At 63.7% G+C, this 23,640-nt stretch carries 20 protein-coding genes and 1 pseudogene; 16 read left to right on the forward strand and 5 right to left on the reverse strand.

The genetic code is table 11. From position 1 onward, the window contains the following. Positions 1-47: 47 nt before the first annotated feature. Both A9762_RS24640 and A9762_RS24645 read right to left on the reverse strand, forming a co-directional pair. Positions 48-629 (reverse strand): hypothetical protein, encoded by a 582-nt coding sequence (locus A9762_RS24640; protein ID WP_069344594.1) that lies wholly within the window; start codon positions 627-629, stop codon positions 48-50. Between the two features lie 6 nt (positions 630-635). Next, positions 636-1,454: a 2OG-Fe(II) oxygenase gene (locus A9762_RS24645; protein ID WP_240493702.1), complete on the reverse strand. Its 819-nt coding sequence runs from the start codon at positions 1,452-1,454 to the stop codon at positions 636-638. A 217-nt stretch (positions 1,455-1,671) separates the two neighbouring features. Here A9762_RS24645 and A9762_RS24650 point away from each other — a divergent pair. The 5 genes and pseudogenes from A9762_RS24650 to A9762_RS24670 form a co-directional block, all read left to right on the forward strand. Next, positions 1,672-2,790 (forward strand): annotated as a pseudogene (locus A9762_RS24650) (c-type cytochrome); the annotation flags it as partial. Between the two features lie 515 nt (positions 2,791-3,305). Continuing rightward, the gene (ctaD, locus tag A9762_RS24655; protein WP_069344596.1) at positions 3,306-5,183 is read left to right on the forward strand and encodes a cytochrome c oxidase subunit I; all 1,878 of its coding nucleotides are present in this window, start codon (positions 3,306-3,308) and stop codon (positions 5,181-5,183) included. Beyond that, a complete protein-coding gene (locus A9762_RS24660; protein WP_139133384.1) occupies positions 5,180-5,806 on the forward strand; it encodes a cytochrome c oxidase subunit 3 in 627 nt (208 codons plus the stop codon). The genes ctaD and A9762_RS24660 overlap by 4 nt, the downstream gene beginning before the upstream one ends. A 56-nt stretch (positions 5,807-5,862) precedes the next feature. Beyond that, positions 5,863-6,552 carry a heme-copper oxidase subunit III family protein gene (locus A9762_RS24665; RefSeq protein ID WP_069344598.1) on the forward strand — a complete coding sequence of 230 codons (690 nt, stop codon included), beginning with the start codon at positions 5,863-5,865 and terminating at the stop codon, positions 6,550-6,552. Positions 6,553-6,560: 8 nt separating this feature from the next. Continuing rightward, positions 6,561-6,929, forward strand: coding sequence for a cytochrome C oxidase subunit IV family protein (locus A9762_RS24670; RefSeq protein WP_069344599.1), 369 nt, complete (start codon positions 6,561-6,563; stop codon positions 6,927-6,929). Positions 6,930-6,965: 36 nt separating this feature from the next. Here A9762_RS24670 and A9762_RS24675 read toward each other — a convergent pair whose 3' ends face one another. Continuing rightward, positions 6,966-7,898 carry a LysR family transcriptional regulator gene (locus A9762_RS24675; protein ID WP_069344600.1) on the reverse strand — a complete coding sequence of 311 codons (933 nt, stop codon included), beginning with the start codon at positions 7,896-7,898 and terminating at the stop codon, positions 6,966-6,968. 223 nt (positions 7,899-8,121) lie between these two features. On the opposite strand from A9762_RS24675, the gene A9762_RS24680 reads away from it, so the two are divergent. The 10 genes from A9762_RS24680 to A9762_RS24725 all read left to right on the forward strand — a co-directional run bounded on the left by A9762_RS24680 (position 8,122) and on the right by A9762_RS24725 (position 19,788). Further along, positions 8,122-8,943 (forward strand): putative hydro-lyase, encoded by an 822-nt coding sequence (locus tag A9762_RS24680; RefSeq protein WP_256388787.1) that lies wholly within the window; start codon positions 8,122-8,124, stop codon positions 8,941-8,943. A 306-nt stretch (positions 8,944-9,249) separates the two neighbouring features. Beyond that, positions 9,250-10,575 carry an MFS transporter gene (locus A9762_RS24685; protein ID WP_069344601.1) on the forward strand — a complete coding sequence of 442 codons (1,326 nt, stop codon included), beginning with the start codon at positions 9,250-9,252 and terminating at the stop codon, positions 10,573-10,575. A 262-nt stretch (positions 10,576-10,837) separates the two neighbouring features. After that, on the forward strand, positions 10,838-14,512 hold the full coding sequence (locus A9762_RS24690) for a hydantoinase B/oxoprolinase family protein (protein WP_069344602.1): 3,675 nt from the start codon (positions 10,838-10,840) through the stop codon (positions 14,510-14,512). 254 nt (positions 14,513-14,766) lie between these two features. Further along, complete coding sequence (locus A9762_RS24695; protein ID WP_069344603.1) at positions 14,767-15,201, forward strand: hypothetical protein; 435 nt, start codon at positions 14,767-14,769, stop codon at positions 15,199-15,201. A 13-nt stretch (positions 15,202-15,214) separates the two neighbouring features. After that, complete coding sequence (locus A9762_RS24700) at positions 15,215-15,754, forward strand: hypothetical protein (protein ID WP_139133385.1); 540 nt, start codon at positions 15,215-15,217, stop codon at positions 15,752-15,754. A 62-nt stretch (positions 15,755-15,816) separates the two neighbouring features. Continuing rightward, the gene (locus A9762_RS24705) at positions 15,817-16,461 is read left to right on the forward strand and encodes a hypothetical protein (protein WP_069344605.1); all 645 of its coding nucleotides are present in this window, start codon (positions 15,817-15,819) and stop codon (positions 16,459-16,461) included. Next, positions 16,458-16,982 (forward strand): CesD/SycD/LcrH family type III secretion system chaperone, encoded by a 525-nt coding sequence (locus tag A9762_RS24710; protein ID WP_240493703.1) that lies wholly within the window; start codon positions 16,458-16,460, stop codon positions 16,980-16,982. Before A9762_RS24705 ends, A9762_RS24710 begins: the two co-directional genes overlap by 4 nt. After that, a complete protein-coding gene (gene sctE / locus A9762_RS24715; protein ID WP_069344606.1) occupies positions 16,979-18,499 on the forward strand; it encodes a type III secretion system translocon subunit SctE in 1,521 nt (506 codons plus the stop codon). The genes A9762_RS24710 and sctE overlap by 4 nt, the downstream gene beginning before the upstream one ends. A 74-nt stretch (positions 18,500-18,573) precedes the next feature. Then, complete coding sequence (locus tag A9762_RS24720; protein ID WP_069344607.1) at positions 18,574-19,272, forward strand: hypothetical protein; 699 nt, start codon at positions 18,574-18,576, stop codon at positions 19,270-19,272. A gap of 81 nt (positions 19,273-19,353) precedes the next feature. Further along, positions 19,354-19,788 (forward strand): hypothetical protein, encoded by a 435-nt coding sequence (locus A9762_RS24725; RefSeq protein WP_069344608.1) that lies wholly within the window; start codon positions 19,354-19,356, stop codon positions 19,786-19,788. Here the strand turns inward: A9762_RS24725 and A9762_RS24730 are convergent. Beyond that, positions 19,752-21,224: an SLC13 family permease gene (locus A9762_RS24730; protein ID WP_069344609.1), complete on the reverse strand. Its 1,473-nt coding sequence runs from the start codon at positions 21,222-21,224 to the stop codon at positions 19,752-19,754. The genes A9762_RS24725 and A9762_RS24730 overlap by 37 nt on opposite strands. Positions 21,225-21,442: 218 nt before the next feature. Between A9762_RS24730 and A9762_RS24735 the strand changes: the two genes are divergently transcribed. Further along, the gene (locus A9762_RS24735) at positions 21,443-21,838 is read left to right on the forward strand and encodes a GIY-YIG nuclease family protein (protein ID WP_069344642.1); all 396 of its coding nucleotides are present in this window, start codon (positions 21,443-21,445) and stop codon (positions 21,836-21,838) included. On the opposite strand, the gene A9762_RS24740 is transcribed toward A9762_RS24735, so the two are convergent. Then, positions 21,810-23,066, reverse strand: a complete 1,257-nt coding sequence (locus A9762_RS24740; RefSeq protein ID WP_170836315.1) for a serine hydrolase — start codon at positions 23,064-23,066, stop codon at positions 21,810-21,812. The genes A9762_RS24735 and A9762_RS24740 overlap by 29 nt on opposite strands. Between the last annotated feature and the right edge of the window lie 574 nt (positions 23,067-23,640).

Raw genomic sequence — 23,640 nt, forward strand, 5'->3', positions numbered from 1 at the left:
CGCAGGGTGCGCGCCTAATTTCGGCGCGCCACGCGCAAGTTGATCCTCTAGCGAAAGACGCGAAGGGCGACATGCTGAAGCAGCATGATCGTCTTCGCGTCGGTAATCTCCCCGCTTGCGACCATGTCGAGCGCGCGGTCGATGTCCAGTTCCACGACAGTGATGTCCTCGCCTTCCTGTATCAATCCACCACCATTGCCGATGCGATCGGCGGGTGTGTACGGTGCGACGAAGCCATGCACGAGGTGCGGAATGCATCCGGGAATCATCAGCGCCTTGAATGCCTGCTGCACCTCCCCCACCCGGTACCCGGCTTCTTCCTCGGCCTCTTCGCGGGCGCGCACTTCCGGCGCGATACCGTCGACGAAACCGGCAGGAACCTCAAGCATCCAGCCGCTCTCGCCGCGCAAATAGGCCGGCAATCTGAACTGATCGACGAGGATCACCGTGCGTCGCGCGAGATCGTAAAGCAGCACGGCCGCGCCATCGCCAACGTGATAAATCTCGCGGTCCAGCACCTGCTTCACACCATCTTCGCGCGCATACTCGAAGGTCTGCCGCTCCAGCCTGCGCTGTTGCGCCGACAGCGTTTCGACGGACAGGACCCGTATCCGCTCGCGCCTGGACATCGTGGGTCAGTCCTTCTTGTAGACGTGCTTGTTACCCGCAACACCGTGCGGGAACAGCGTGCGCACGACGCGCCGCGCTGCCGCATCGGCTTGCAGCACGACATCGCGCACTGGCTGATCGGGACGTCCGCGAAACGACGTCGGGTGGAAGTATTCGTCGTCACCGACCGGGTGATCGGAGAAATAGTAGTTCGACACGCAGCAGCGCTGCTCCTGACTGAGGTTAGGAGAGACGGAGTGCCAGGAATGCTGGTTCGTCACCATGACGGCCAGACGGTTGAATTCGCTGACGATCGTCACGGGTTCCGCCTTCGTGCCGTTCGGCCATACTTCGAGATTGCCCCCGAACGACTCGCGCCAGCCCGGTGATGCGTAATACAGCAGGTTCAGCACGCGATAGCGCGCGCGATCCTTGTCGTGTGAATTGTCCAGATGGGGGTTGAGGAAGTGTCCGGGACCCATCATGGAGATGCCGCCCGCGTAGAGATGCTCGTCCGGATACAGGGAGCGCAGGCCGGTGATTTGTGTGACGAGGTCGACGACCTCCGGCATTTGAAACGCGAAGATCACTTCTTCGAGAATCGGTGCGTGCTGATTCATCTGCGCCGACACGTATTTCAACTCACGCAGGCTCTTGCGCAACATCATCGTCGAGGCATCGGGAAAACCCGCGCGCACAGACGCGGCCAAGTCTTCCGGCAATACATTGTCGACAACGAAGTAATTCACCGGCGCACTCTGCTGCCACTGCGTACGGGCACTCTCGAGATTTTCCTGTAGACGTGCGGCGATGAACTGGCCAATTTCCTTACGATGCATTTCCATTGCACTGATCTCTCGTTTGCAAGCAATTTGAGCGAATGCTACGCCGGATAAGGTTACGACGCCAGCGCACGAAGTTTGACCTTGACACGTCGTCATGTCCGACTAGCCTTAAAGCACATAACAGGAGGGAGACCGACATCGTGCAAGACGACTCGTTCGGCAAGGGCCGTGCGGGCGCGCACATCGGCGTGTGCGTGCCGCGCGTGCTTCGCGCGCCATGGCCCTCCCGATCCTCCTGATCGTCGTTGTCGCTGCCGCGCTCGCTTTTCATTTCTGGAGTCCGTGGTGGCTGACCCCGCTGGCGTCGAACTGGCGGCAGATGGACGACACCCTCACGATTACGCTGGTGATCACCGGCGTGGCCTTCGTTGTCATCAATCTTTTCGTGGCATGGGCGATCTTTCGCTATCGGCATCGCGACGGGCATCGGGCGGCGTACGAGCCCCATAACCGTCGCCTCGAAGCCTGGCTGATCGGTATCACCACCGTCGGCATCGCGGCCATGCTCGCCCCCGGGCTGTTCGTCTACGCCAAACTCATCGATCCGCCGAAAGACGCCCGCGTGGTCGAGGTCGTCGGCCAGCAGTGGCAATGGCGTTTCCGGCTGCCGGGACCGGACGGGCGGCTGGGCACTTCGGACCCCCAATATGTCACCGCCGACAATCCGCTGGGCCTGAATCCCCGGGATCCCGCCAATCAGGACAACCGCATCGTCGATGCCCCGGAGCTGCATCTGCTCGTCGGGCAGCCGGTGAAATTGCTGCTACGCGCCAAAGACGTGCTGCACGATTTCTACGTCCCGCCGTTTCGCACGCGCATGAACATGGTGCCGGGGATGGTCACGCAGATGTGGCTGACGCCGACGCGCACCGGGCGTTTCGACATCCTGTGTGCGCAACTGTGCGGCGTCGGGCACGCGAACATGCGCGGCGTGGTCGTCGTCGACGACAAGCCCGCTTACGACGCCTGGGTGGCTACCCTGCCGACCTTCGCGGCATTGCAGGCGAAGCACGCCGGGGCGGCGGCGGCCGATCCGCTTGCGGCGAAGGGCAAGTTGCTCGCGCAGGCCAAGGGATGCGCCGGCTGCCATTCGGTGGATGGCTCGCCCGGCGTCGGACCGACATGGCACGGTCTCTACGGCAAGATGGAGACGTTTCAGGACGGTAGCTCCGCGCACGTCGACGAGGCTTACCTCGCCACGTTCATCCGCAATCCAACGGCGCGGGTACCCAAAGGCTTTGCGCCGATCATGCCTATAGTGGAGCTGAGCGACGACGAACTGAAGGCACTGATTGCCTACATCCGTACGCTGGGCGCGAGCTCGTCGGCGAAACCGGATGCACCCACGCCCTCGGCTCCATCAGCTCAGTCAGCTCAACCGGCTCAACCCATAGCCTTTTCTTCGGTCGATATGTTCAAACCTCTTCAACGTGCCGCTGCCGTCGCGATCCTTCCTCTGGCCATGGCGTCGGGCGCCGTGCACGCCTCACCGTCTGCGCAAACCGCCGCACTGACGCTCGCGCAGAACACGCCTCTGACGCCGCGTCCGCCCGTGCAGTTCGCGCCGCTCACACCGTCATCGCCGTCGGGCAACGGCGCTCAGGCGCCGTCGCAGCCCGCGCGCCGCTCGGGCGGCACGCCCGGCCTGCCGTTGCAGAACGATCCGAGGACCACGGCGCCGCCGCTGGCGATACCGCCGCGGCAGTCCACCGGTCCGCAGCCGTCCGGGCCTGCGCAGCCAAGCGTGCCGATGATCCGTCCGGCGCCATAGACGGTCCGGTGCGATGAGCGCTTGTGCGCCGCGCACCGGCAATCACAGGAAATCGTAGCGATTTCACCGGGAGGTTGGTCATGACAGGCAATGCCGACAACGACAACTCCGCCGCCCACGCAGGGGGCTACGGTTCAGGTGCGCATGGCCCGCAAAGCTTCTGGACGAAATACGTCTGGAGTCAGGACCACAAGGTGATCGCCGTGCAATACACATGCACGGCCATTGCCGTGGGACTGGTCGGTCTCGTGCTGTCCAACCTCATGCGTCTGCAACTCGGCTTTCCCGGCAAGTTCTCGTTCATCGACGCCAGTCATTACTACCAGTACGTCACCATGCACGGCATGATCATGGTGATCTACCTGCTCACCGCACTGTTCCTCGGCGGGTTCGGCAATTACCTGATTCCGCTCATGGTCGGCGCGCGCGACATGGTCTTCCCGTTCCTGAACATGCTCAGTTACTGGGTTTACCTGCTGGCCGTCGTCGTGCTGATGGTGAGCTTCTTCGTGCCGGGCGGCCCGACCGGCGCCGGCTGGACACTCTATCCACCGCAGGCCATCCTGCCCGGGACACCGGGCACGGAGTGGGGCATCGTGCTGATGCTGATCTCCCTGGTGATCTTCATCGTCGCCGCGACGATGGGCGGGCTCAACTACGTCACCACGGCGCTGCAAGCGCGTACCGAGGGGATGACGCTGCTGCGCATGCCGCTGACGGTCTGGGGCATCGTGATGGCGACGGTGCTCGCGCTGCTCGCCTTCCCGGCGCTGTTCGTCTCCGGCGTGATGATGCTGCTCGACAAGACGCTGCACACGAGCTTCTTCATGCCGGCGATCGTGTCGCTGGGGCAGCCGCTGGACTATCGCGGCGGCAGCCCGCTGCTGTTCCAGCATCTGTTCTGGTTCTTCGGCCACCCCGAGGTCTACATTGTGGCGCTGCCCGCGTTCGGCATCGTGTCCGATCTGATCAGCGTGCACGCGCGCAAGAACATCTTCGGCTACCGCATGATGGTGTGGGCGATTCTCGCCATCGGCGTGTTGTCGTTCGTGGTGTGGGCGCACCACATGTTCATCAGCGGCATGAATCCGTATTTCGGGTTTCTCTTCGCGACGACCACGCTCATCATCGCGATTCCGACCGCGATCAAGGTCTACAACTGGGTGCTCACGCTCTGGCGCGGCGACATCCATCTGACGGTGCCGATGCTGTTCGCCATCGGCTTTATCAGCACCTTCTGCATCGGTGGGCTCACGGGGCTGTTCCTCGGCAACGTCAGCGTGGACATGCCGCTGTCGAACACCTACTTCGTGGTGGCGCACTTTCACATGGTGATGGGCGTGGCGCCGCTGCTGGTGATCTTCGGCGGCATCTATCACTGGTATCCGCTCGTGACCGGCAGGCGCCTGAACGACCGCCTCGGACAGTGGCACTTCTGGATCACGTTTCTCGGCACTTACGCCATCTTCTTTCCGATGCACTACCTCGGTATTCTCGGCATGCCGCGTCGCTACTACGAGTTTCAGAACTACAGTTTCATTCCCGACTCGGCACACACGATGAATACCTACATCTCGGTGGCAGCGTTCGTGGTGGCGCTCGGGCAGTTGCTGTTCCTGTTCAACCTCGCGTGGAGCGTGCGGCACGGCAAGCTCGCCGGCGCGAATCCGTGGCGTGCAGCGTCGCTCGAATGGCAGACGCCGCAAGTGCCGCCCGTGCACGGCAACTGGGGCCCGGTGTTGCCCACGGCGTATCGCTGGCCGTACGAGTACAGCGTGCCGGGCGATATCGACGACTTCGTGCCGCAGAACCTCGCGCCGGACCCGCGACGTCCCGCCACGCTGGTGCATGGCGATTCGGCGGCGCTGCATCGCCGTCCCACCGCGCCACCCGGGCAATCCGAACCGCCCGCATCGCGCACGCCACCGCCGGATTCCCCGAAAGGAGCGACGCCATGAAACCCGTTCCGTCCTGGCCCCCCATGCCGCCCGGCGGCGCACCCGTGGCACAGCCGCGCAGACGGTCGGCATCACAGGTCGCGCTCTGGTGGCTCATGGGCGTGATCGGCATGCTCTTCGGGCTGATGCTCGTGGCGTACGTGATGCGCATGAGCCTCGGCGACTGGCGCCCGTTGCCGCCCGTCAATGCGCTGTGGGTGAATACCGGCCTGCTGGCGGCCGCATGCATCGTGATGCAATCGTCGGCGTCGCAGGCCCGCCACGGTGAACTGCGTCGCTCGCGACGCGAATGGGGCGCAAGCGGTGTGCTGGCGCTGGGGTTCGTCGTGGGGCAGGTCTGGGTCTGGCACGACCTCACGATGCGTCGTTACGGCGTGAGCGGCAATCCGGCCAACAGCTTCTTCTATCTGCTCACTGGCCTGCATGCATTGCATCTGCTCGGCGGGATGGCGGCGTGGGCGTTGCTCGCGTCGCATCGCATGTCACATGCGGCCCGCGCGCGACGGCTGTCGCTGACCGCACAGTACTGGCACTTTCTGTTCGTGTTGTGGGTGGTGCTGTTCGCGGCCATCGTCAACCTCACGCCCGAGATTGCGCAGCGGCTTTGCGGCACGGGCGCGTGATCCCGTGATCCGCAGGTGCCGGGCCGAGCCGGGAGGCGTTGCATAGGAGTCGTATCGTGAACACTTCGTCGTCAGCAGCCACGACCGCCGAGCCGCCGGACGGCTGGCGCGGTGTCGTCACCGACTGGGCGGGAGATCGCGCAGCGTTTCGCGTGCCGTGGGGCAAGGCGATGATGTGGATCTTCCTGCTCTCGGACACCTTCGTGTTCAGCAGCTTCCTCATCGGCTACATGACGGTGCGCATGTCGACGACCGCGCCCTGGCCGAATCCGGCGGAGATCTTCGCGCTGAACGTGAACGGTCATCCGGTGCCGCTGCTGCTCATTGCGATCATGACGTTCGTGCTCATCACCAGCAGCGGCACGATGGCGATGGCGGTGAACTACGCCTATCGACGCGACCGCGACAAGACCGCCGCCTGCATTCTGGCGACGGCGTATTTCGGCATCGCCTTCGTCGCCATGCAAGCGTTCGAATGGACGAATCTGATCGTGCACGAAGGCATTCGTCCGTGGGGCAATTCGATGGGGGCGGCGCAGTTCGGCGCGTGCTTCTTCATGATCACCGGCTTTCACGGACTTCACGTGAGTGCGGGCGTGATCTACCTGCTGACCGTCATGCGCAAAGTGCTCAACGGCACGCTGGAGCGACGCGGCAACTACGAACTCGTGGAGATCGCGGGCCTCTACTGGCACTTCGTCGATCTCGTGTGGGTGTTCATCTTTGCGCTGTTCTATCTCTGGTAGGAGGAGCGATGCAATCCGCTGCGACATCGGCCGACGCTGCGTCGTCGGCACCACCGGTCACGCCGGTCGAACACACCGGACAGCAACACGCCGTTGGCCTTTATCTGAAGGTGTGGGGACTGCTGTTCGTGCTCTCGACGCTCTCGTATCTCGTCGACTACGCGAACCTGCAAGGCATGTTGCGATGGGGCCTGATTCTCGCGCTGATGGTCGCGAAGGCGGGCCTGATCGTGGCAGTGTTCATGCACATGCGATGGGAGCGTCTCGCGCTCGTCTACGCGATTCTGATTCCGCCGCTGGCGTTGCTCGTGCTCATGGCGTTGATGGCGGCGGAAGCCGATTTCACGTTCGTCACGCGATTGGCGCACTTCCGCTGAATCGCCGACGCGCGCCGAGCCTGAAACCTCAAACCCTCACAACAATTCCACCAGACGGCGATCGCTTTTCTGGCAGTACTCGGCGCATGCCGTGCGCGCGGCGGTGGCGGCGCCGTGAACGAAGAGTGGCGCATCGGCGCGTCGCGACATCGACACGACGATGGACGGCGGTGCGGGCTGCAACGGCAACTCCACCACTTCACCATTCGCGATCAGCGTGTCGACGAACAGACGCGGAATCGCCGCCACACCGAAGCCGTCGCGCACCAGTTGCACGATCACGGCAATCGAGGGCGATCCGGTCACGCGCGTTTCCGAGAGCGGCACGCCGTGCACGCCCGCGAGCTTGGCCACGATGTCTTCGAGCGCGCGATGTGGCGCGGTGCCGCGCCCATACGTCAGGATCGGATGCTGAAGCACTTGCTTCGCGAGCCCGCTGCGTGTGTTCGGAAACATTCCCTTGCGCGCAATCCAGTGCACCGGATAGTTGGCGAGGGCGTTGCACACCACGCTGCTGTCGTCGCTGCCTTCCACGCGAATGATGAGATCGAGTTCGTCGGCCATGAGGCGGCGCTGCAATTGCACGGAGACGTCGACCGTCAACTCGACTTCGAGGGTGGGGTAGTCGGCGGCGAGGCGTCGCAGATAGTTTGGCAGCCAGCTATGCACGACGGTCTCGATCACGCCGAGCCGCAACCGTCCGCGCAAGGTGCTCTCGCCTGACGCTGCCGCTTGCAGACGTCGCGCCGCCTCCACGACCGCCTTTGCATACCCGAGCAGATATTCGCCGTTCGGCGTGAGACGAAACTCGCGGCTTTCGCGATCGACCAGTTCCGTCTTCAATTCCTCTTCGAGCACTTTGAGCCGTTGCGAGATGGCGGCCGGGGTGGCGTGCAGGGCGGCGGCCGTTGCGCGGAAGTTGCGCAGTACGGCGAGCGTGACGAACGTTTCGAGAAAGCGCGTGTTCATGAGGGCCTGCGAGCTGGGAAGCTACCCAAATCACGCAATGTACGGTGAACGGGGCAGTGAAAATAAATGCAACGAACCTCGGGAAAACCCCCGAGGTTGTTAAGAAATTCTATACGGCGGTGCGAACAAAAACTCGTTAGCGATAACTTTTTTTTCTTTCTATGCTTCTGCCTATCCGATGCCGCCATGGCATCTCCCCCAAACGCAGGATGCAGGATCCGTCATGAACCAACGCGCCACCCCGCACGACTTCACTTCGCAGCGCGAGACCATCACGCCTTACGAATTCCGTCAGGCGGTGCGCTCGGCGCAGTTCCGTGGGCCGACGGCAGGCTACTGCGGCGACTTCGCGCAGGCGAATCTCGCTATCCTGCCGGTGGCGCACTCGCATGACTTCCTGCGCTTCTGTCAGAGCAACCCGAAAGCGTGCCCGTTGCTGGGCGTGGGCGAGCCGGGCCAGTGGCACGTGCCGTCGCTGGGTCGCGAGGTCGATATCCGCACCGACGTGCCGGGCTACAACGTCTATCGCGACGGCAAGCTCGATGCACAGGTCGATAACCTCGCCGAGTTCTGGCAGAGCGACTTCGTGGTGTTCGCCATCGGTTGCTCGTTCTCGTTCGAGGACATGCTGGCCAAGGCGGGCATTCCGCTGCGCCACGTGGACGAAGGCTGCAACGTGCCGATGTATCGCACCAAGATCGCCAACCAGCGCGCGGGCAAGTTCGGCGGCGAGCTGGTCGTGTCGATGCGCCCGATGAAGGGCGCCGATGCGATTCGCGCCGTACAGATCACCACGCGCTTTCCCGGCGTGCACGGCGCGCCGATCCATATCGGCGATCCGGCCGAACTGGGTATCGAGGACCTGTCGAAGCCGGATTTCGGCGACGCCGTGACCATTCGCGATGGCGAGCTGCCGGTGTACTGGGCCTGTGGCGTGACCCCGCAGACGGCGCTCATGGGTGCGAAGCTGCCCCTCGCGATTGCGCATCGTCCGGGTTACATGCTGATGACGGATATTCCGAACGCTTCGCTTGCCGTCTTCTGACGGCGACACCGGCGCGCACGGGGCGGCTTGCATGAGTGCGAGTGTCCGGGCGCGTCGCGAGTGAGCTTTCGACGTTTTTGCACAACGTATTCGATGTGATGTATTCGCTTCGGGACATTCGTCTTCGCATCGCATCAACCCCTGCATCACCCGCGTCAACAAGTATCACGTATTAACAAAAGAACCGCGCCATGAAGGGCTGCGGCGGGAGAGGTGTTGCCCGCCGGTGACGACTCACGCCTATCGGATGAGCGCGGCCCGAGTGCACCACACGGCAAGTCAGGACATCACCGGAGTCTTTTTCTCATGGAAAGCAAAACCCCACTCGCGCCCCCCGCAGCGTCGAATGCCTCCGCCCCCGCGGAAGCCGGCGGCAGCCTGTTCGGCTGGTATGGCGACGCCACGCCGCGCGAAAAGCGCGCGTTCTGGAGCTGCAAGGTCGGTTACATGCTCGACGGCATGGATACCCAGATGCTGAGCTTCGTCATTCCGACGCTGGTCGCGACGTGGGGCATCAGCCTCGCCGACGCGGGCTTCATCGGCACGCTCACGCTGCTCGCTTCCGCGCTCGGCGGCTGGGTCGCCGGCATTCTGTCGGACCGCATCGGCCGCGTGCGCACGCTGCAACTCACGGTGCTGTGGTTCGCCGTGTTCACCGGGCTGTGCGGTCTCGCACAGAACTACCACCAACTGCTCGCCGCACGCGCGCTCATGGGCTTCGGCTTCGGTGGCGAATGGACGGCCGGTGCCGTGCTCATCGGCGAAGTGATTCGCGCTCGCGATCGTGGTAAAGCCGTGGGGCTCGTGCAGTCGGGCTGGGCCATCGGCTGGGGTCTGACGGCGATTCTCTACTCGGTGCTGTTCTCGCTGATGCCCGGCGATCTCGCCTGGCGCGCCCTGTTCCTGATCGGTCTGCTGCCCGCGCTGCTGGTGCTGTTCATCCGCCGTTACGTGCAGGAACCGGAGGTGTACCAGAAGGAGAAGGCCAAGCAGGCGAAGTCGGAAGACGCGCCGGGTCTTGCCGCGATCTTCAGCCCCGCGCTGCTGTCGACGACGATCCGTGCGGCATTGCTGACGACGGGTGCTCAAGGGGGTTACTACGCGATCACGACGTGGCTGCCTACGTTCCTGAAGACGGAGCGTCATCTCACGGTGATGGGCACCGGCGGCTATCTCGCGATGATCATCTTCGGCTCGTGGGTCGGCTATCTGGCGAGCTCGTATCTGACGGATCGTCTGGGCCGTAAGCCGAACTTCATTCTGTTCGCCGTCGGCTCGATGGTGATCGCGTTCTCGTACACGTCGCTGCCGCTGACCGACAGCGCCATGTTCTGGCTCGGCTTTCCGCTCGGCTTCTTCGCCTCGGGCATCTTCAGCGGCATGGGTGCGTTCCTGACGGAACTGTTCCCGACGCGCGTTCGCGGTTCCGGCCAGGGTTTCTGCTACAACGTCGGCCGCGCCGTCGGTGCGCTGTTCCCGTTCCTGATCGGCATGCTCTCGAAAGAGTACGGACTTGGGACGACGATCGGCATCTTCGCCGGTGTGGCGTACGGCGTGCTGATCCTCGCAGCGCTCACGCTGCCTGAGACGCGCGGTCGTGAACTCGACTCGCTCGAGACGCGCACGCACTGATCGGCGAACGACCGCACGACATGTGCCAATGATCCACCGCGGCAGCCGTCGCTGCCGCGTCCGATGCGCTCTGTTGAACCTCTCCCGATAGCGAAATCGCTAGTGTGAGGATCCGTTCGGTGACCTCCGAATGGATCCGCGCCGGGATTCGTGCGTCTTGTGTTTCGGACTACGAATTGAAAAACCGATAACGGGAGACGATACGGCAACGTGTCGTTCTCTCTTCTGATTCTCGTTTGACCTTTGCTTTGCGAGTGACACCATGACGAACGCTCTCACGCCCTCCGCTCAAAACCGCGCCCCTGCGCATCAGACCGCTTCGCGCTGGCAGTTCTGGATCGACCGTGGCGGCACCTTCACCGATATCGTGGCACGCCGTCCGGACGGCTCGCTGGTCACGCACAAGCTGCTCTCCGAAAACCCGGAGCAGTACCGTGACGCAGCGGTGGCCGGTATCCGTCATCTGCTGGGACTGGCCGCCGGTGAGCCGATCACGCCCGAGCTGGTCGACATGGTGAAGATGGGCACGACGGTGGCGACCAATGCGCTGCTTGAGCGCAAGGGCGAGCCGCTTGCGCTGGTGACCACGCACGGCTTTCGCGACGCATTGCGCATTGCGTACCAGAATCGTCCGCGTCTGTTCGATCTCGACATCGCCTTGCCCGAAGCGCTGTATGCGGAAGTGGTGGAAGTCGACGAGCGCGTCGGTGCGCACGGCGAAGTGGTGCGTGAGCTCGATCTCGACGCGGCACGCCTCGCGCTCGAAGGCATCTACGCCAAGGGCATTCGAGCGCTGGCGATCGTGCTGATGCACGGCTATCGCTATCAATTGCACGAAAAGAAACTGGCGGCGATGGCGTGCGACATCGGCTTCGCCCAGATCTCCGTTTCCCACGAAGTCTCGCCGCTGATGAAGCTGGTCTCGCGCGGAGACACGACTGTCGTCGACGCGTATCTGTCGCCGATTCTGCGCCGCTACGTCGAGCAGGTCGCGAAGGAAATGCCCGGTGTGAATCTGCAATTCATGCAGAGCAGCGGAGGGCTCACGCGCGCCGACAACTTTCAGGGCAAAGACGCCATCCTGTCGGGTCCGGCTGGTGGCATCGTCGGCATGGTCCGAGCTTCGAGCGCTGCGGGCTTTGAACGCGTGATCGGTTTCGACATGGGCGGCACGTCGACGGACGTCTCGCATTACAACGGCGAGTTCGAGCGCGTGTTCGAGACGCAGGTCGCCGGCGTGCGCATGCGCGCACCGATGATGAGCATCCACACCGTGGCCGCTGGTGGCGGCTCGGTGCTGTCGTTCGATGGCACGCGACTGCGCGTGGGGCCGGACTCGGCCGGTGCGAATCCGGGACCGGCGGCGTATCGTCGCGGCGGCCCGCTGGCGGTCACGGACTGCAACGTCATGCTCGGCAAGATTCAACCGGCGCACTTCCCGAAGGTCTTCGGCCCGAACGCCAACGAACCGCTCGACCGCGATGTCGTCGTTGAGAAGTTCACTGCACTGGCCGCCGAGATCGAGCAGGCGACGGGGCGTCGTCAGACGCCTGAAGCCCTCGCGGAAGGTTTCCTCGAGATCGCCATCGGTGCGATGGCCAACGCCATCAAGAAAATCTCCGTGCAGCGCGGTCACGACGTGAGCCGTTACGTGCTGACGACGTTCGGCGGCGCGGGCGGTCAGCATGCCTGCGGTGTGGCCGATGCACTCGGTATGACGAAGGTCTTCGCGCATCCGCTCGCGGGCGTGCTGTCGGCCTACGGCATGGGGCTGGCCGACCAGACCGCCATGCGTGAACGCATGATCGAAGCGCCGCTGGCGGACGACGGTCTCGTCGCGCTGGAAGACGCGCTCGGCGCACTCGCCGACGAAGCGGTGAACGTGCTGCTCGCGCAAGGCGTGCCGCCCGCACGCATCGAGACGGTGCGTCGCGTTCACGTGCGCTATGCAGGCACGGACTCGGCGATCGCCGTGCCGTTCGGCAGCGTGGCGCAAATGCGTGACGCGTTTGAAGCCGCCTATCGTCAACGCTATTCGTTCCTGATGGACGGCGCGGCGCTCATCGTCGAAGTGGCGTCGGTCGAGGCGATCGGCCTGTCGGACGCCCCCGTCGATATCACCCCGCTGCAAGCGCGCACGTCGGGCGTGCCGCAGCCGGTGGATCAGGTGAAGCTCTACGCAGGCGGCACGTGGCACGAAGCGTCGCTGTTCGAGCGCGACACGCTGCTCGCGGGCGACACCATCGACGGTCCGGCGATCGTCGCGGAAAAGAGCGGCACGACGGTGGTCGAGCCGGGCTGGCAAGCGCAAATGACGGGGCAGGGCAATCTCGTGCTCACGCGCGTGGTGCCGCGTGAGACCCAACGTGGTCTGGGTACGCAAGCTGATCCGGTGCGTCTGGAGATCTTCAACAACCTCTTCATGTCCATCGCCGAGCAGATGGGGTTGCGTCTGCAAAACACGGCGTACTCGGTGAACATCAAGGAACGTCTGGACTTCTCCTGCGCGTTGTTCGATCGCGACGGCAATCTCATCGCCAACGCCCCGCATATGCCGGTGCACCTCGGCTCGATGGGCGAGAGCATCAAGACTGTGATCGAGCGCAATCGCGGCAAGATGCGCGAAGGCGACGTCTTCATGCTCAACGATCCGTATCACGGCGGCACGCACTTGCCGGACGTCACAGTGATTACGCCGGTGTTCGTCGCGAGTGAGGACGACGCCACGCGCGTGGGCGCGCCCGAGCCGCTGTTCTACGTCGGCTCGCGGGGTCACCATGCGGATATCGGCGGCATCACGCCGGGCTCGATGCCGCCTGACTCGACGCACGTGGAAGAAGAGGGCGTGCTGATCGACAACTGGCAACTCGTGGCCGCGGGTGAGCTGCGCGATCGCGAGACGCGCGAACTGCTCGGCGGCGCACGCTATCCCGCACGCAACATCGACCAGAACATGGCCGATCTGCGCGCCCAGGTGGCGGCGAACCAGAAGGGCGTGGACGAATTGCGCCGCATGGTGGGCGAGTTCGGGCGCGATGTCGTGCTTGCTTACATGGGGCACGTGCAGGACAACGCGGAAGCCGCCGTGCGTCGCGTGATCGGCGCGCTCGCCGACGGGCACTATCGCTATCCGCTGGACAACGGCGCGGTCATCGAAGTGACGATTCGCGTCGATCAGGCCACGCAGCGCGCGACCATCGATTTCACCGGTACGTCGGCCCAGTTGCGGAACAACTTCAACGCGCCGCGTGCGGTGTGCATGGCGGCGGTGCTGTACGTCTTCCGTACGCTGGTGGATGACGACATCCCGCTCAACGCGGGTTGCCTGAAGCCGCTGACGGTGATCGTGCCGCAAGGCTCGATGCTCAATCCGGTGTTCCCGGCGGCAGTGGTGTCGGGCAACGTGGAGACGTCGTCGGCGATTACCAACGCGCTTTACGGTGCGCTGGGTAGTGTGGCGTCGAGCCAGGGCACGATGAACAACTTCACGTTCGGCAACGAGACGTATCAGTACTACGAGACCGTCTCGGGCGGCAGCGGAGCGGGCAACGGCTTCAACGGGTCCGACGCCGTGCAGACGCACATGACGAACTCGCGTCTGACCGATCCGGAGGTGCTGGAGTGGCGCTATCCGGTGCGTCTCGAAAGCCACCGCATTCGTACGGGCTCGGGTGGTCAGGGACGCTGGCAAGGCGGGAACGGCGCGGTGCGTCGCATTCGCTTCCTGACGCCGATGACCGCGTCGATCCTCTCCAATAATCGCGTGTACGCACCGTTCGGTGCACAGGGCGGCGGCACCGGGGCGCTCGGTGCGAACTACGTCGAACGCGTGGATGGTTCACGCGAGGATCTGGCACACATCGGACGTACGCAGATGCAGCCGGGCGACATCTTCGTCGTGGAGACCCCGGGAGGTGGCGGTTTCGGTCAGGCGTGAGCGCAAGTTAAGGCAACGCCCTTCGATCACCGCGGGCGCGGACGTCGACGTGATGGCTTCGTCGGCACGTCCCGCCGGATAAGGTGACAGCGCATCGTGCAACGCGATGCGCGTAACTTCTGCGTCACTGGGAAATGACTGAAGCGAGGCCGGTTCCCGGAAGCGATGACGGGCTTTGCAAAGGCGGCTCCCTCACGCCTCCGTACGATGCGACATGTCTGAATTGACTGACCGCAACGTACGGAGGCGTTTTCATGTCTGAGTCGTCGCAACAACCTTCCCAAGCTGTACCCGAGTCCGCCGGGACGGACGATGTCATCGCGCAATACGAGCGCGCATGCGCCGAGATGCGAGGCGTCGGGCAGAAGCTGCACCGGCAGATGCAGGAGTATCAGTCGGTACTCGACGAGGTTGCTCGTCTGGAAGCGACTGATACACCGCAGGCCCGCGAAAAACTTCAGCGACTCGAAGCGCTGATGCGCAGCGAAGACTTCCGGCGCGACGAGCGTGAGATCCGTCGCATGTCGGCTGCGCTCACGCACAGTGTCGAGCGTCTGATGGCCGACTCGTCACTGGCGTCTGCGTTGTCCGCATCGTCCTCAACGTCCCCAACGTCCGCTTTGCACGGTGACGCGAAGCCGGGGCAACCCGTCAAACGTGCGCCGTTTCGGCGTCGGACGTGCGCCTGATGCGGAGCCGCTCATGATCTATCGACATCAAGGGCAGGCATCGCGGATGTATTTCGATGCACCGGGCGCGTCCGGCACCGCGTCGCTTCCTTCCTCCGTCTCCCGTTCCGAAGATCCGTTGCTCTCGACGATTGCCGTCGCCGACGACCGTCTGAGTGACTTGCAGACACAGGCAGATGCGTGGCTCGCAAACGCGCAGGCTCGCATGGCTGTCGCTCGCGAGGCCGGTGCGTTCGTCGCGTCGGTCAATGCCATGCAAAAGCAGGTGAGTGCTGGCGGCAATCCGCAGCGGCTGCCACAGGCGCTGCGCGACTTTGCTGTGCATCACGGGCTGGTGGCGACGCGCGTGGCGGATGCGTCGTTCGATGCAGCAGGTCTGCAAAGCCTTGGCGCGAAGCTTCAATCACTCGCGGCGAACGATGGCGCGTCGAGCACGAGTGCGCAGATCGAACTCAAGCGTCTCGTGACCCGCTACGACAACACGCTGACGTTGTACAACGCCGTCGTCTCCAAACTCGGCGAAATCATGAAAAGGCTCGTGAGCAGCATTTAAGCCTCGCTCGCGATCGGTATTTCGCTTTCTCGATTGACCTCAATTTTCAGGAATCCAACGTTATGACTCTTGTGTCCGGCACGAACTCGTCGCTGCGTACCGCTTCATTCAATAGCCCGCTCATGGGCGGTTTGATTCGCGATGTTTCCATCGGCGGCGTCGTCCAGAAGCTCGACTTCCACGGCACGCTCGCCGCCTACGCCATGTTGATGATGGAGATGAACAACGGCGAAGCGCAGAACATGATTCAGGAGATGCAAAGCCGCCAGAAGGAAGGACAGGAAGCGCGCGATGCCGCCAATCAGATCGAATCGCTGATCAACGACATTGGCTCGGATACCGCGAAGAAGGTCGCACTTGGCGATGGGGTGCGCGGCTTCTTCGACAAGCACAGCATCGAGATTACCGTCGACCAGAACGGAACGAAGAAGACGCTGATGCAATGGGAGGGCCGCACCAGGCGTCTGGGCGAGAGCGGCTATCAGGCGCCGACCGGTACCGATAACGAATACTCTGCCGCGAACCTTCGTGCGCTCAAAGCGGCGGCGGAAGGGTTTGTCGAGAAGGCGTCCGACAGCCGTACCGTCGATCAGATCAAGATCAACAAGAAGCTTCAGGAATACAACGGCGCGTCGACGCTCGTGAACACCATCTACTCGTCGCAAGGCTCGCAGCTCAACCAGATCAACGGGTCGATGCGCACGTGAGCACGCCGGAGATCCCGGACGTCGCATCGTCGGCTGACGCTGGCGAGCACACCCCCGATGCGCCGGCCATTCTCTCGAGGTTCTTCGAGCGCGGCGGCGCGTTGCGCATGCTCGCCGATCTCGATGAGACCGATCTCGCAAGTGTGCGGGCCTACGCTGCACGACGCTTCCGTGAGGGGCATATCGCGCGCGCTCAGCGCGTGTACTTCATTCTCGCGACACTCGACCAATGGTCGTTCGACGACTGGTACGGGCTGGGGCTTTGCTATCAGCGTCTCGGGCAGCACGAGCAGGCGTTGCCGTGCTTCGCGAAGGCGGGCGTGATCTGCGGATCCGATCCGCGTCCGCCCTATCTCGCGGGGATCAGTTACGAGCACATGGGCAATCTCGCTTATGCGGGACTGTCGTATCGCGCGACGCTGCGCATCTGCGCACAACTGCCTCAGCACGAAACACTCGCGCGCTCGGCCCGAGGCCGGTGCGACGCACTCAACCGCAACACGGAACCCACTTCATCATGACAGTCATTCACTCCATAGGCGCGGGCTACGCGCCGATTGCTGCCGGTGGCGTTGACGCGGTGTCCACGGGGAACGGGACACAGGAATCGCTCGAATCTGCCGACGCCTCTCGTGCCCGTCGTCAGCGTCAGGACTGGCTCGCTACCGAGGACTTCACCCCCGACACGCCGGGCGGCGCCGACTGGCGCGACGCCAACGACGCGTTCTCCCGCATGTTGAACCGCCTGCTGACTATCGGCAGTGGCCTGGCTGCGAGCGCGTTGCGGTCGTCGAGTCTTGCCAACGGATCGACGCAGGGTTCGGATCTCGCCGCGCTGGAAAACGTCGATCCGTCCACGCTTGCAATGCTGGCGTCGATGATCGCGATGGACTCGCTGGGCGATACGGCGAAGTCGACGCAGCGAGCCCTGGCGTTGCTCGCAGAGCGGCAGGACAAGCTGCGTCAGGAAGACATTCAGAAGTATCGCGAGCAGATGGATGCAAAAACCGAGGACGCGAATCAGGCCCGTAAGGGCGGCATCTTCGGGGTCGTGTTCGACTGGCTCATCGCCGCCGTCGATGTCGTGGTCGGCGCAGTGAAGGTCGTGACGGGCGTACTGACGATGAATCCCATGATGATCGCGGGCGGCGTGGCCGACGTGGGCGCAGGGATCGCGGGGTTGGGCGCGGCGTATCACAAGACGATGGCGCTGACCGATCCGAAGAACGCGGCGTATCACGAGAAGGAAGCGGCCAAGTGGGGGCATGCGCAACTGGCGTTCCAGATGCTCGGCATGGTCGTGGGCTTCGGCACGTCGGTGAAGGGCTTCCTTGCCAAGCGCGCCACGACGAAGGCCGCCAGCCGTGTCTTCAAGGCCGGTGCCGCCGAAGCGCTTGAGCAAGCGGTGAAGTCGGGTGACAAGGCCGCCGTCGATGCGATCAAGACGCGGGTGGTCTCTGAGATCGGCTATGTGATCGGCAACGAAGTCGGCAAGCGCGTGGGCAGATCGCTGCTTCAGAGCGGCACGCAGAGTGCACGTCGGCTGGCGCGTGCGGGGTTCAACCGCATGGCCGAGCAGTTCACGCAGCAGATGATCGAGAAGATGGCGGCGCGCGCCTTCGACAAGGTGGCGAAGACGGCGGCCAAACAGGTCGCCCGTGGCAAGAGCGTTAGCGCGAAGGGGCTGACCCGCTCGTTCACGTCGCGCATGAACACGCAGGGCTACTTTGCGCTGGCGCGCGGTTCGTGGTCGTTGTCTCACGCGGTGCGCGGCACGTTCGCTGGGGCCAATGCACTGGGGCAGGGCATCGTCGGCGTACAGCGCGCGAAGTTGCAGAACGAGGCGCGTGACCTCTCCGTCGACATGATGTGGTTGCAGATGCTCATGCAGATGAACGGCGACGACAAGAAGCAGACGGCAAAGCGCATGGAAACGCTCGTGGGGCAGCAGAACGACATGGCCGTATCCACGGGGGAGCAGGTGCAGAAGACGGGCGAGATGCGCATCCGGATGGCGGCGTCGTCGGCGCGCGCATAAGGCACTCGGACACATTGATCATTCGAAATCCACGGCACGGCGACAGGTCGTGCCGATTCATTCTGGAGCAGGACATGACGACGACTATGCATTCCGCTTTCACCTTCGCGAATTACGTTTCGGCGGGCGACGATGCATCTGACATCCATCACCGCTCGACGGCAGGCGACGCGAACGTCGGCACATCGCGTATGACGGGCGCCGTGCCGCGCCTTCGCGAGCAGGTCGACGGCCTGCAATCGGCGCAGATGCTCATCGCGCTGTTTCTCTCGATGCGGGTCGCGGAGCGCAACACCGATCAGGCCTACCGCACGCGTCACGATTCGATGGTGTTCGAGCGTGGATTAACGGCACGTGCCGAGAAGTTCAACGCCAACCGGTCGCACTACAACTCGGGCCTGATGTCGGCCATCGGCGGAATCGTCTCCGGCAGCTTCTCTCTGGTCGGGGGCGTCGGTTCCGGTGCCGCCGGGTTCGGCGGTGAGCTGGGCAAGCTGCGGGTCGTGGGGACGGCGGTGGGGGAGACGACCAAGGGCGTGAGTCAGTTCGTGAAGTCGCCGTTCGACGTGGTGTCCAACGACGACGCGCTGGCCGGTCGCGATAACGACGTGCTCGGCGAGTTCGAGATGTCGCTCTCCGAGGAGACGCGGCGAACCAACGACCGGCTGCGTCAGCGGATCGACGCGACGAGTGCCGATATCCGCGATGTGTCGCGTTCGATGTACGGCATGATCGGACAGCAGGTCACGAAGATGTACGACACGATTCGCTAAGCCATGACAGTCTGCGAGCGCGCCGTTGCGGCATTTTTCAGGACTCACCGTTTCACGGCGCGCGCAGAGGTTTGCGAACGCATGCATATCACGATGGGACAACGCGTCGAAAACGGCGAGTTGTCCCTTTGTCATCGTCTGGAGAAGCGCGCCGTCGGTAACGTGCTGACGATCACCGACTTTCGGCTTCACGCCGAAGCCCGATCTGGCGAGCATGCGGTGCGACGCTTCTGTCAGCTGATCCGGACGTTGCTTCGCACGGTGCCGCATCTGAGCTACGTGCGCGGCATGATCCTGCCGGGCGTGAGCGACCCGAGGCGTCGCGACATGCGTTTGCGACTAGGCGCAATTCTCGAGCGTGAGGGCGCATTCTGGCGTGAGGAAGACGGCGATCGCTGGCTCGTGTTCTGTCGCGATCCGCAAGGCGTGCCGACGCGTCACATGACGACGCGCGGCACATCGTCGGCAACGGTGGCGGACTACGGCAGCATGCCGAGCACACGCCACCAGACGTAATCGAGTGGGAACAGCAGCACGAGCGTGATGAGCGTCATCGCTACTGTCAGGCGCGTGCCGTCGCGCATCCCGACACCCCCGAGGTGCATCGCGATCATCATCGGCGGACTTTGGTACGGCAGCAACACCGTCGAGAAGACCGGCACTTGCAGCATCAGCACGGTGTAGAGCGGCAGGCCGCTGGCCGTCGACAGTTGCCCCGCGAGCGGTGTGAGCACGGCGGGCAGACCCGGCAGGGTGGCGACGAGGCCGATGGCCGCACCGATGGCAATCAGCCATGCGGCGTTGATGACGGGGGTACCGGGCACCATGCCCACGGCATCCAGACAGAGCCGCGCGACCTTTTCTCCGAGTCCCGTATCGGCGACCACCGCACCGACCCCGAGGAATCCCGCCACGTAGATGAGCGGGGTGATCTGCATCTGATCGGTGAAGGTCTTAGGCGTGACGATGTGAATCGCGGGCAGCAGACAGAGAATGGCGGCGGCCACCGAGATCCACGCGGGGGAGATGCCGTGCCACGCGTCTGTGGCGAAGCCGGCGAGTGCGAGCGCCAGCAGAATGGACAGACGTCGCGCGTCGGCGGTGAACGGCGGGGGTGTTGCGGTGGCAGTGTTCGTGAGCGGGCCGTCGTCCGGGAACAGGCGGCAGACGACCCAGATCAGAATCGCGGCCTTGAGTGCCCCGAGAATAGGGAAGTGCAACAGCAGGTACGGCGCGTAATGCAGCTTCACGCCGTAGAACGAGTCGGCGGCGCCCATCAGCACGCTGTTCGGAATGTTCGCGGGCAGAATCGTCGTCGGTGGCATGTAGCTGGCGGCGGCGACCATCATCACGAGGCCGGTGCGGCCGCGACGTCCCTCGGTGAGACCGATGCGGTCCGCGAGTGCGAGCACGATGGGGATGAGCAGCAGAATGCGCCCGGTAGTAGAAGGCATGACGAACGCGAGCCCGACGCTCGCGATCAGCACGGACGCCACGTAGCGCGGGTACGTCGGACGCTTGAGTGCGAAGACGGTCGATGCCAGACGCGAACCGAGGCCGGTCGTGCGAACGGCGAGCCCGGTCACGGCGCCGCCGAAGACGAGCCACCACGCCGCCGAGTGAAAGCCTGCGAAGATCACCTCCGGCTTCGCTACGTGAAGCAGCACGGCGAGCAGAAAGAAGGTGAGGGTCGTGACGGGCTCGGGAAACAGACCGAACGCCCATGCGCCGATCGTGAAGAGCACGAGCACGGCGGCCTGCGCAGCGGTCGGCGACAATCCCAGCGTAGTGCTACCGTGGCTCGCCGCCCAGAGGGCGAGGGCAAGCGCGGCATAGGCGGCGTAACCACCGAGTGCGCGCAGGCGAGCCCGTAAGCGTTCGCGTCGCGCGACGTCGGCCGTATGCGCGGACTGGGATGGGTGAGGTGTCTCCGGTGCAGCGGACTCGGTCATGGCGCTTGTCGTTTTCGTGTTGGGCCAGTGGATGTGTGACGTTACCCCAAGATGCGACTTCGCGGGAATAATGAAATCATTTCGTTCGAAAGTTGCGATTTCGGGAGTAAATTGGCCGCTTTGCGCCAGATTGGCTCGAACGGAAGGTGAGTCGTCGTGGGCGATGCTTCTGCCCGCGCTGTCGCCCTGGTCGTCAAGTGAGTGAGCGTGCGTTGAACGTGAAAGAAGCAACTAACAGAGTCGAAGACGAAGCCTTCGTCACCCCACCACCGAAGCCATGGTTTCTCTACTTGCTGGAGTGTGCGGGTGGACGGATTTATACCGGGATAACGGTTGACGTCGAGGCGCGCTATGCGGCGCATGTCGCAGGGAAGGGGGCGCGGTTCACGCGGGCGTATCCGCCCTCGCGCATTCTGCTCTCGCTCTCGTTTGCCGATCGCTCGGCGGCTTCGCGGGCCGAGTACCGCATCAAGCAACTGACCGCGTCGCAGAAGCGCGGTCTGATTGCAGGGACCTACGTTTGCGATCTCACGGATCTTTGCGGTCCCGGCGACGATGCCGTCGCCAGGACCGACGCAACCGCCCTCAAGGGACCAGACGCGCCTGACGAATGATCCGGCGCACGTCGCGCTGAATCGCGCCGAACTGACCGCGCGACGGAATCGGCGACACCACCAGCGCCCAACTGTCGCCCGGTACCGTCTTCTCCACCACCGTGTAATAAGTCGACTGCGTACGGAAGAAGTCCGCGATGCCGTCGTGACTGATGCGATAACTGCGGTCGCCCGCACCCGGCAGCATGAACACGCCCAGCGTGTAATACACATCACGATCCGAATTCACCGGCCCCGACTGCTTGTCGAGCAACAGCGCGCGCAGCGTCTTCTCCGTGAGCAGGCTCGGCCGCCGGATATCGAATACACGCCACACCTTGAGCAACGCGCCCGTCGACATCTGCCAGCCCGCGAACGGCGCAAGCAGACGCCAGCTGTCCGGCAGCTTCGCATCCGTCACGCCCAGCGGTGCGAAGATGAACTTCTCGCAGAAGTCCTTGTAGTCCTCGCCCGATACCGCTTCGATCACCATCCCGAGCAACAGATATGAGACGTTCGAATACACGAAGTCGGAACGGCCCGTCGAGTGGCCGGCGTCGCCCGCGTCGAGATAGTTGAAGAAGTCGGCACTGCCGCCCACGCGACGAATCGCCAGGCCGCTGAACAGGCCGTTGACCGGATCGTTGAAGCCGTTCGTCGCGAGCCCCGCCCGGTGCGCGAGCAGACGCCGCACGGTCAGCTCGCGCAAGCTCGGGTCGAGCGGCTTGCCATGCTGCTTCGAGTAGACGTCGAGCAACTCGCCGAGCTTGGCGTCCAGCGATAGCTTGCCCTGCTGTACGAGCAGCGCAATGCCGATGGCTGTTACCGATTTCGACAGACTGGCCACGGGCAGCAGTTGCTGGACGTCATCGCCCGGCGTCGCGGCTTCCAATGCAACGCCACCGTCCGTCTCGGTGCGCAGCCAGACGTGCGAGAGGTTGTAGCGCTCCTTGAGTTGCGCCACCCCCTGCGTGATGGTCGACTGACCGATCGGGACCGCCGGTTTGATCGCCGTGGACGCTCCCGACGAGGGCAGCGCAACGACCGCACTGTTGGCGCTGGCCGTGGCAGCAACTGTCGCCGACGGCTCGGCATTGGCCGGCGTCAGCGGTGACTGAGATGTCTGCGCGAGCGCGACGCTCGTGCTCATGAATGTGGCAGTGCCCAACAGGATCGTCAGGACAACACGGCGTGCAGATGCGCCAGCGTGTCCCATAGCTTGCGCAATGGCATGCGAATTGCGTCGCATGGCCGACTGCGCAGCTTTTTGTGTATTACGTGCCCCTGTCGGACGGCGATGCCGTACGACGTTCATTCGTTAACTCCCCCCGTGCACAAAACTTCGAACCCCGGATCGACTCTCTTCGGAGTCGGAATGGTTCGGAGTGCACACGTGCCGCACTGCGGCGATATTCGAAATCGAAGTTTAGGAAAAACTTCGGGTAAGTACCCAGTAAAACCCGCGCATTTTACATTAAGTTGCATATATCGCGCCAATCGATCAATAGTCGGACGCAATCGTGCCGCCCCGCACCCGCGCGACGGGGCTGTGCCAACGGACGTCACCGATATTGCGCTGCCAAAACTGCCTTACGTTGTGAGAGATCCAAGGGGAAACGCCCGTCACACGGGGCTTTGCCGTCGATGGAAGCTTGACGGCGGCGCGCGTGTCAGTGGCGTACCGACAAGACCTCCGCGAGACCTGTTACGCATCGCGGTGTAAGCTATCTCCCAGACCGACAGGCTCCGACTCGCCCACAGGCCGTGAGGGCGGCGTCTCGTAGATGACGTCGTGCCGGCCGAAGGATCGACCGAAACATGAA

It is taken from the genome of Pandoraea sp. ISTKB (assembly GCF_001721285.1).
GTDB lineage: Bacteria > Pseudomonadota > Gammaproteobacteria > Burkholderiales > Burkholderiaceae > Pandoraea > Pandoraea capi.

Bases quoted from the DNA above. Each gene is read 5' to 3' on its own strand.
- A9762_RS24640 (WP_069344594.1), bottom strand. From the start codon at position 629: ATGTCCAGGCGCGAGCGGATACGGGTCCTGTCCGTCGAAACGCTGTCG.
- A9762_RS24645 (WP_240493702.1), bottom strand. From the start codon at position 1,454: ATGGAAATGCATCGTAAGGAAATTGGCCAGTTCATCGCCGCACGTCTA.
- ctaD (WP_069344596.1), top strand. From the start codon at position 3,306: ATGACAGGCAATGCCGACAACGACAACTCCGCCGCCCACGCAGGGGGC.
- A9762_RS24660 (WP_139133384.1), top strand. From the start codon at position 5,180: ATGAAACCCGTTCCGTCCTGGCCCCCCATGCCGCCCGGCGGCGCACCC.
- A9762_RS24670 (WP_069344599.1), top strand. From the start codon at position 6,561: ATGCAATCCGCTGCGACATCGGCCGACGCTGCGTCGTCGGCACCACCG.
- A9762_RS24675 (WP_069344600.1), bottom strand. From the start codon at position 7,898: ATGAACACGCGCTTTCTCGAAACGTTCGTCACGCTCGCCGTACTGCGC.
- A9762_RS24680 (WP_256388787.1), top strand. From the start codon at position 8,122: ATGAACCAACGCGCCACCCCGCACGACTTCACTTCGCAGCGCGAGACC.
- A9762_RS24685 (WP_069344601.1), top strand. From the start codon at position 9,250: ATGGAAAGCAAAACCCCACTCGCGCCCCCCGCAGCGTCGAATGCCTCC.
- A9762_RS24690 (WP_069344602.1), top strand. From the start codon at position 10,838: ATGACGAACGCTCTCACGCCCTCCGCTCAAAACCGCGCCCCTGCGCAT.
- A9762_RS24695 (WP_069344603.1), top strand. From the start codon at position 14,767: ATGTCTGAGTCGTCGCAACAACCTTCCCAAGCTGTACCCGAGTCCGCC.
- A9762_RS24700 (WP_139133385.1), top strand. From the start codon at position 15,215: ATGATCTATCGACATCAAGGGCAGGCATCGCGGATGTATTTCGATGCA.
- A9762_RS24705 (WP_069344605.1), top strand. From the start codon at position 15,817: ATGACTCTTGTGTCCGGCACGAACTCGTCGCTGCGTACCGCTTCATTC.
- sctE (WP_069344606.1), top strand. From the start codon at position 16,979: ATGACAGTCATTCACTCCATAGGCGCGGGCTACGCGCCGATTGCTGCC.
- A9762_RS24720 (WP_069344607.1), top strand. From the start codon at position 18,574: ATGACGACGACTATGCATTCCGCTTTCACCTTCGCGAATTACGTTTCG.
- A9762_RS24725 (WP_069344608.1), top strand. From the start codon at position 19,354: ATGCATATCACGATGGGACAACGCGTCGAAAACGGCGAGTTGTCCCTT.
- A9762_RS24730 (WP_069344609.1), bottom strand. From the start codon at position 21,224: ATGACCGAGTCCGCTGCACCGGAGACACCTCACCCATCCCAGTCCGCG.
- A9762_RS24740 (WP_170836315.1), bottom strand. From the start codon at position 23,066: ATGCGACGCAATTCGCATGCCATTGCGCAAGCTATGGGACACGCTGGC.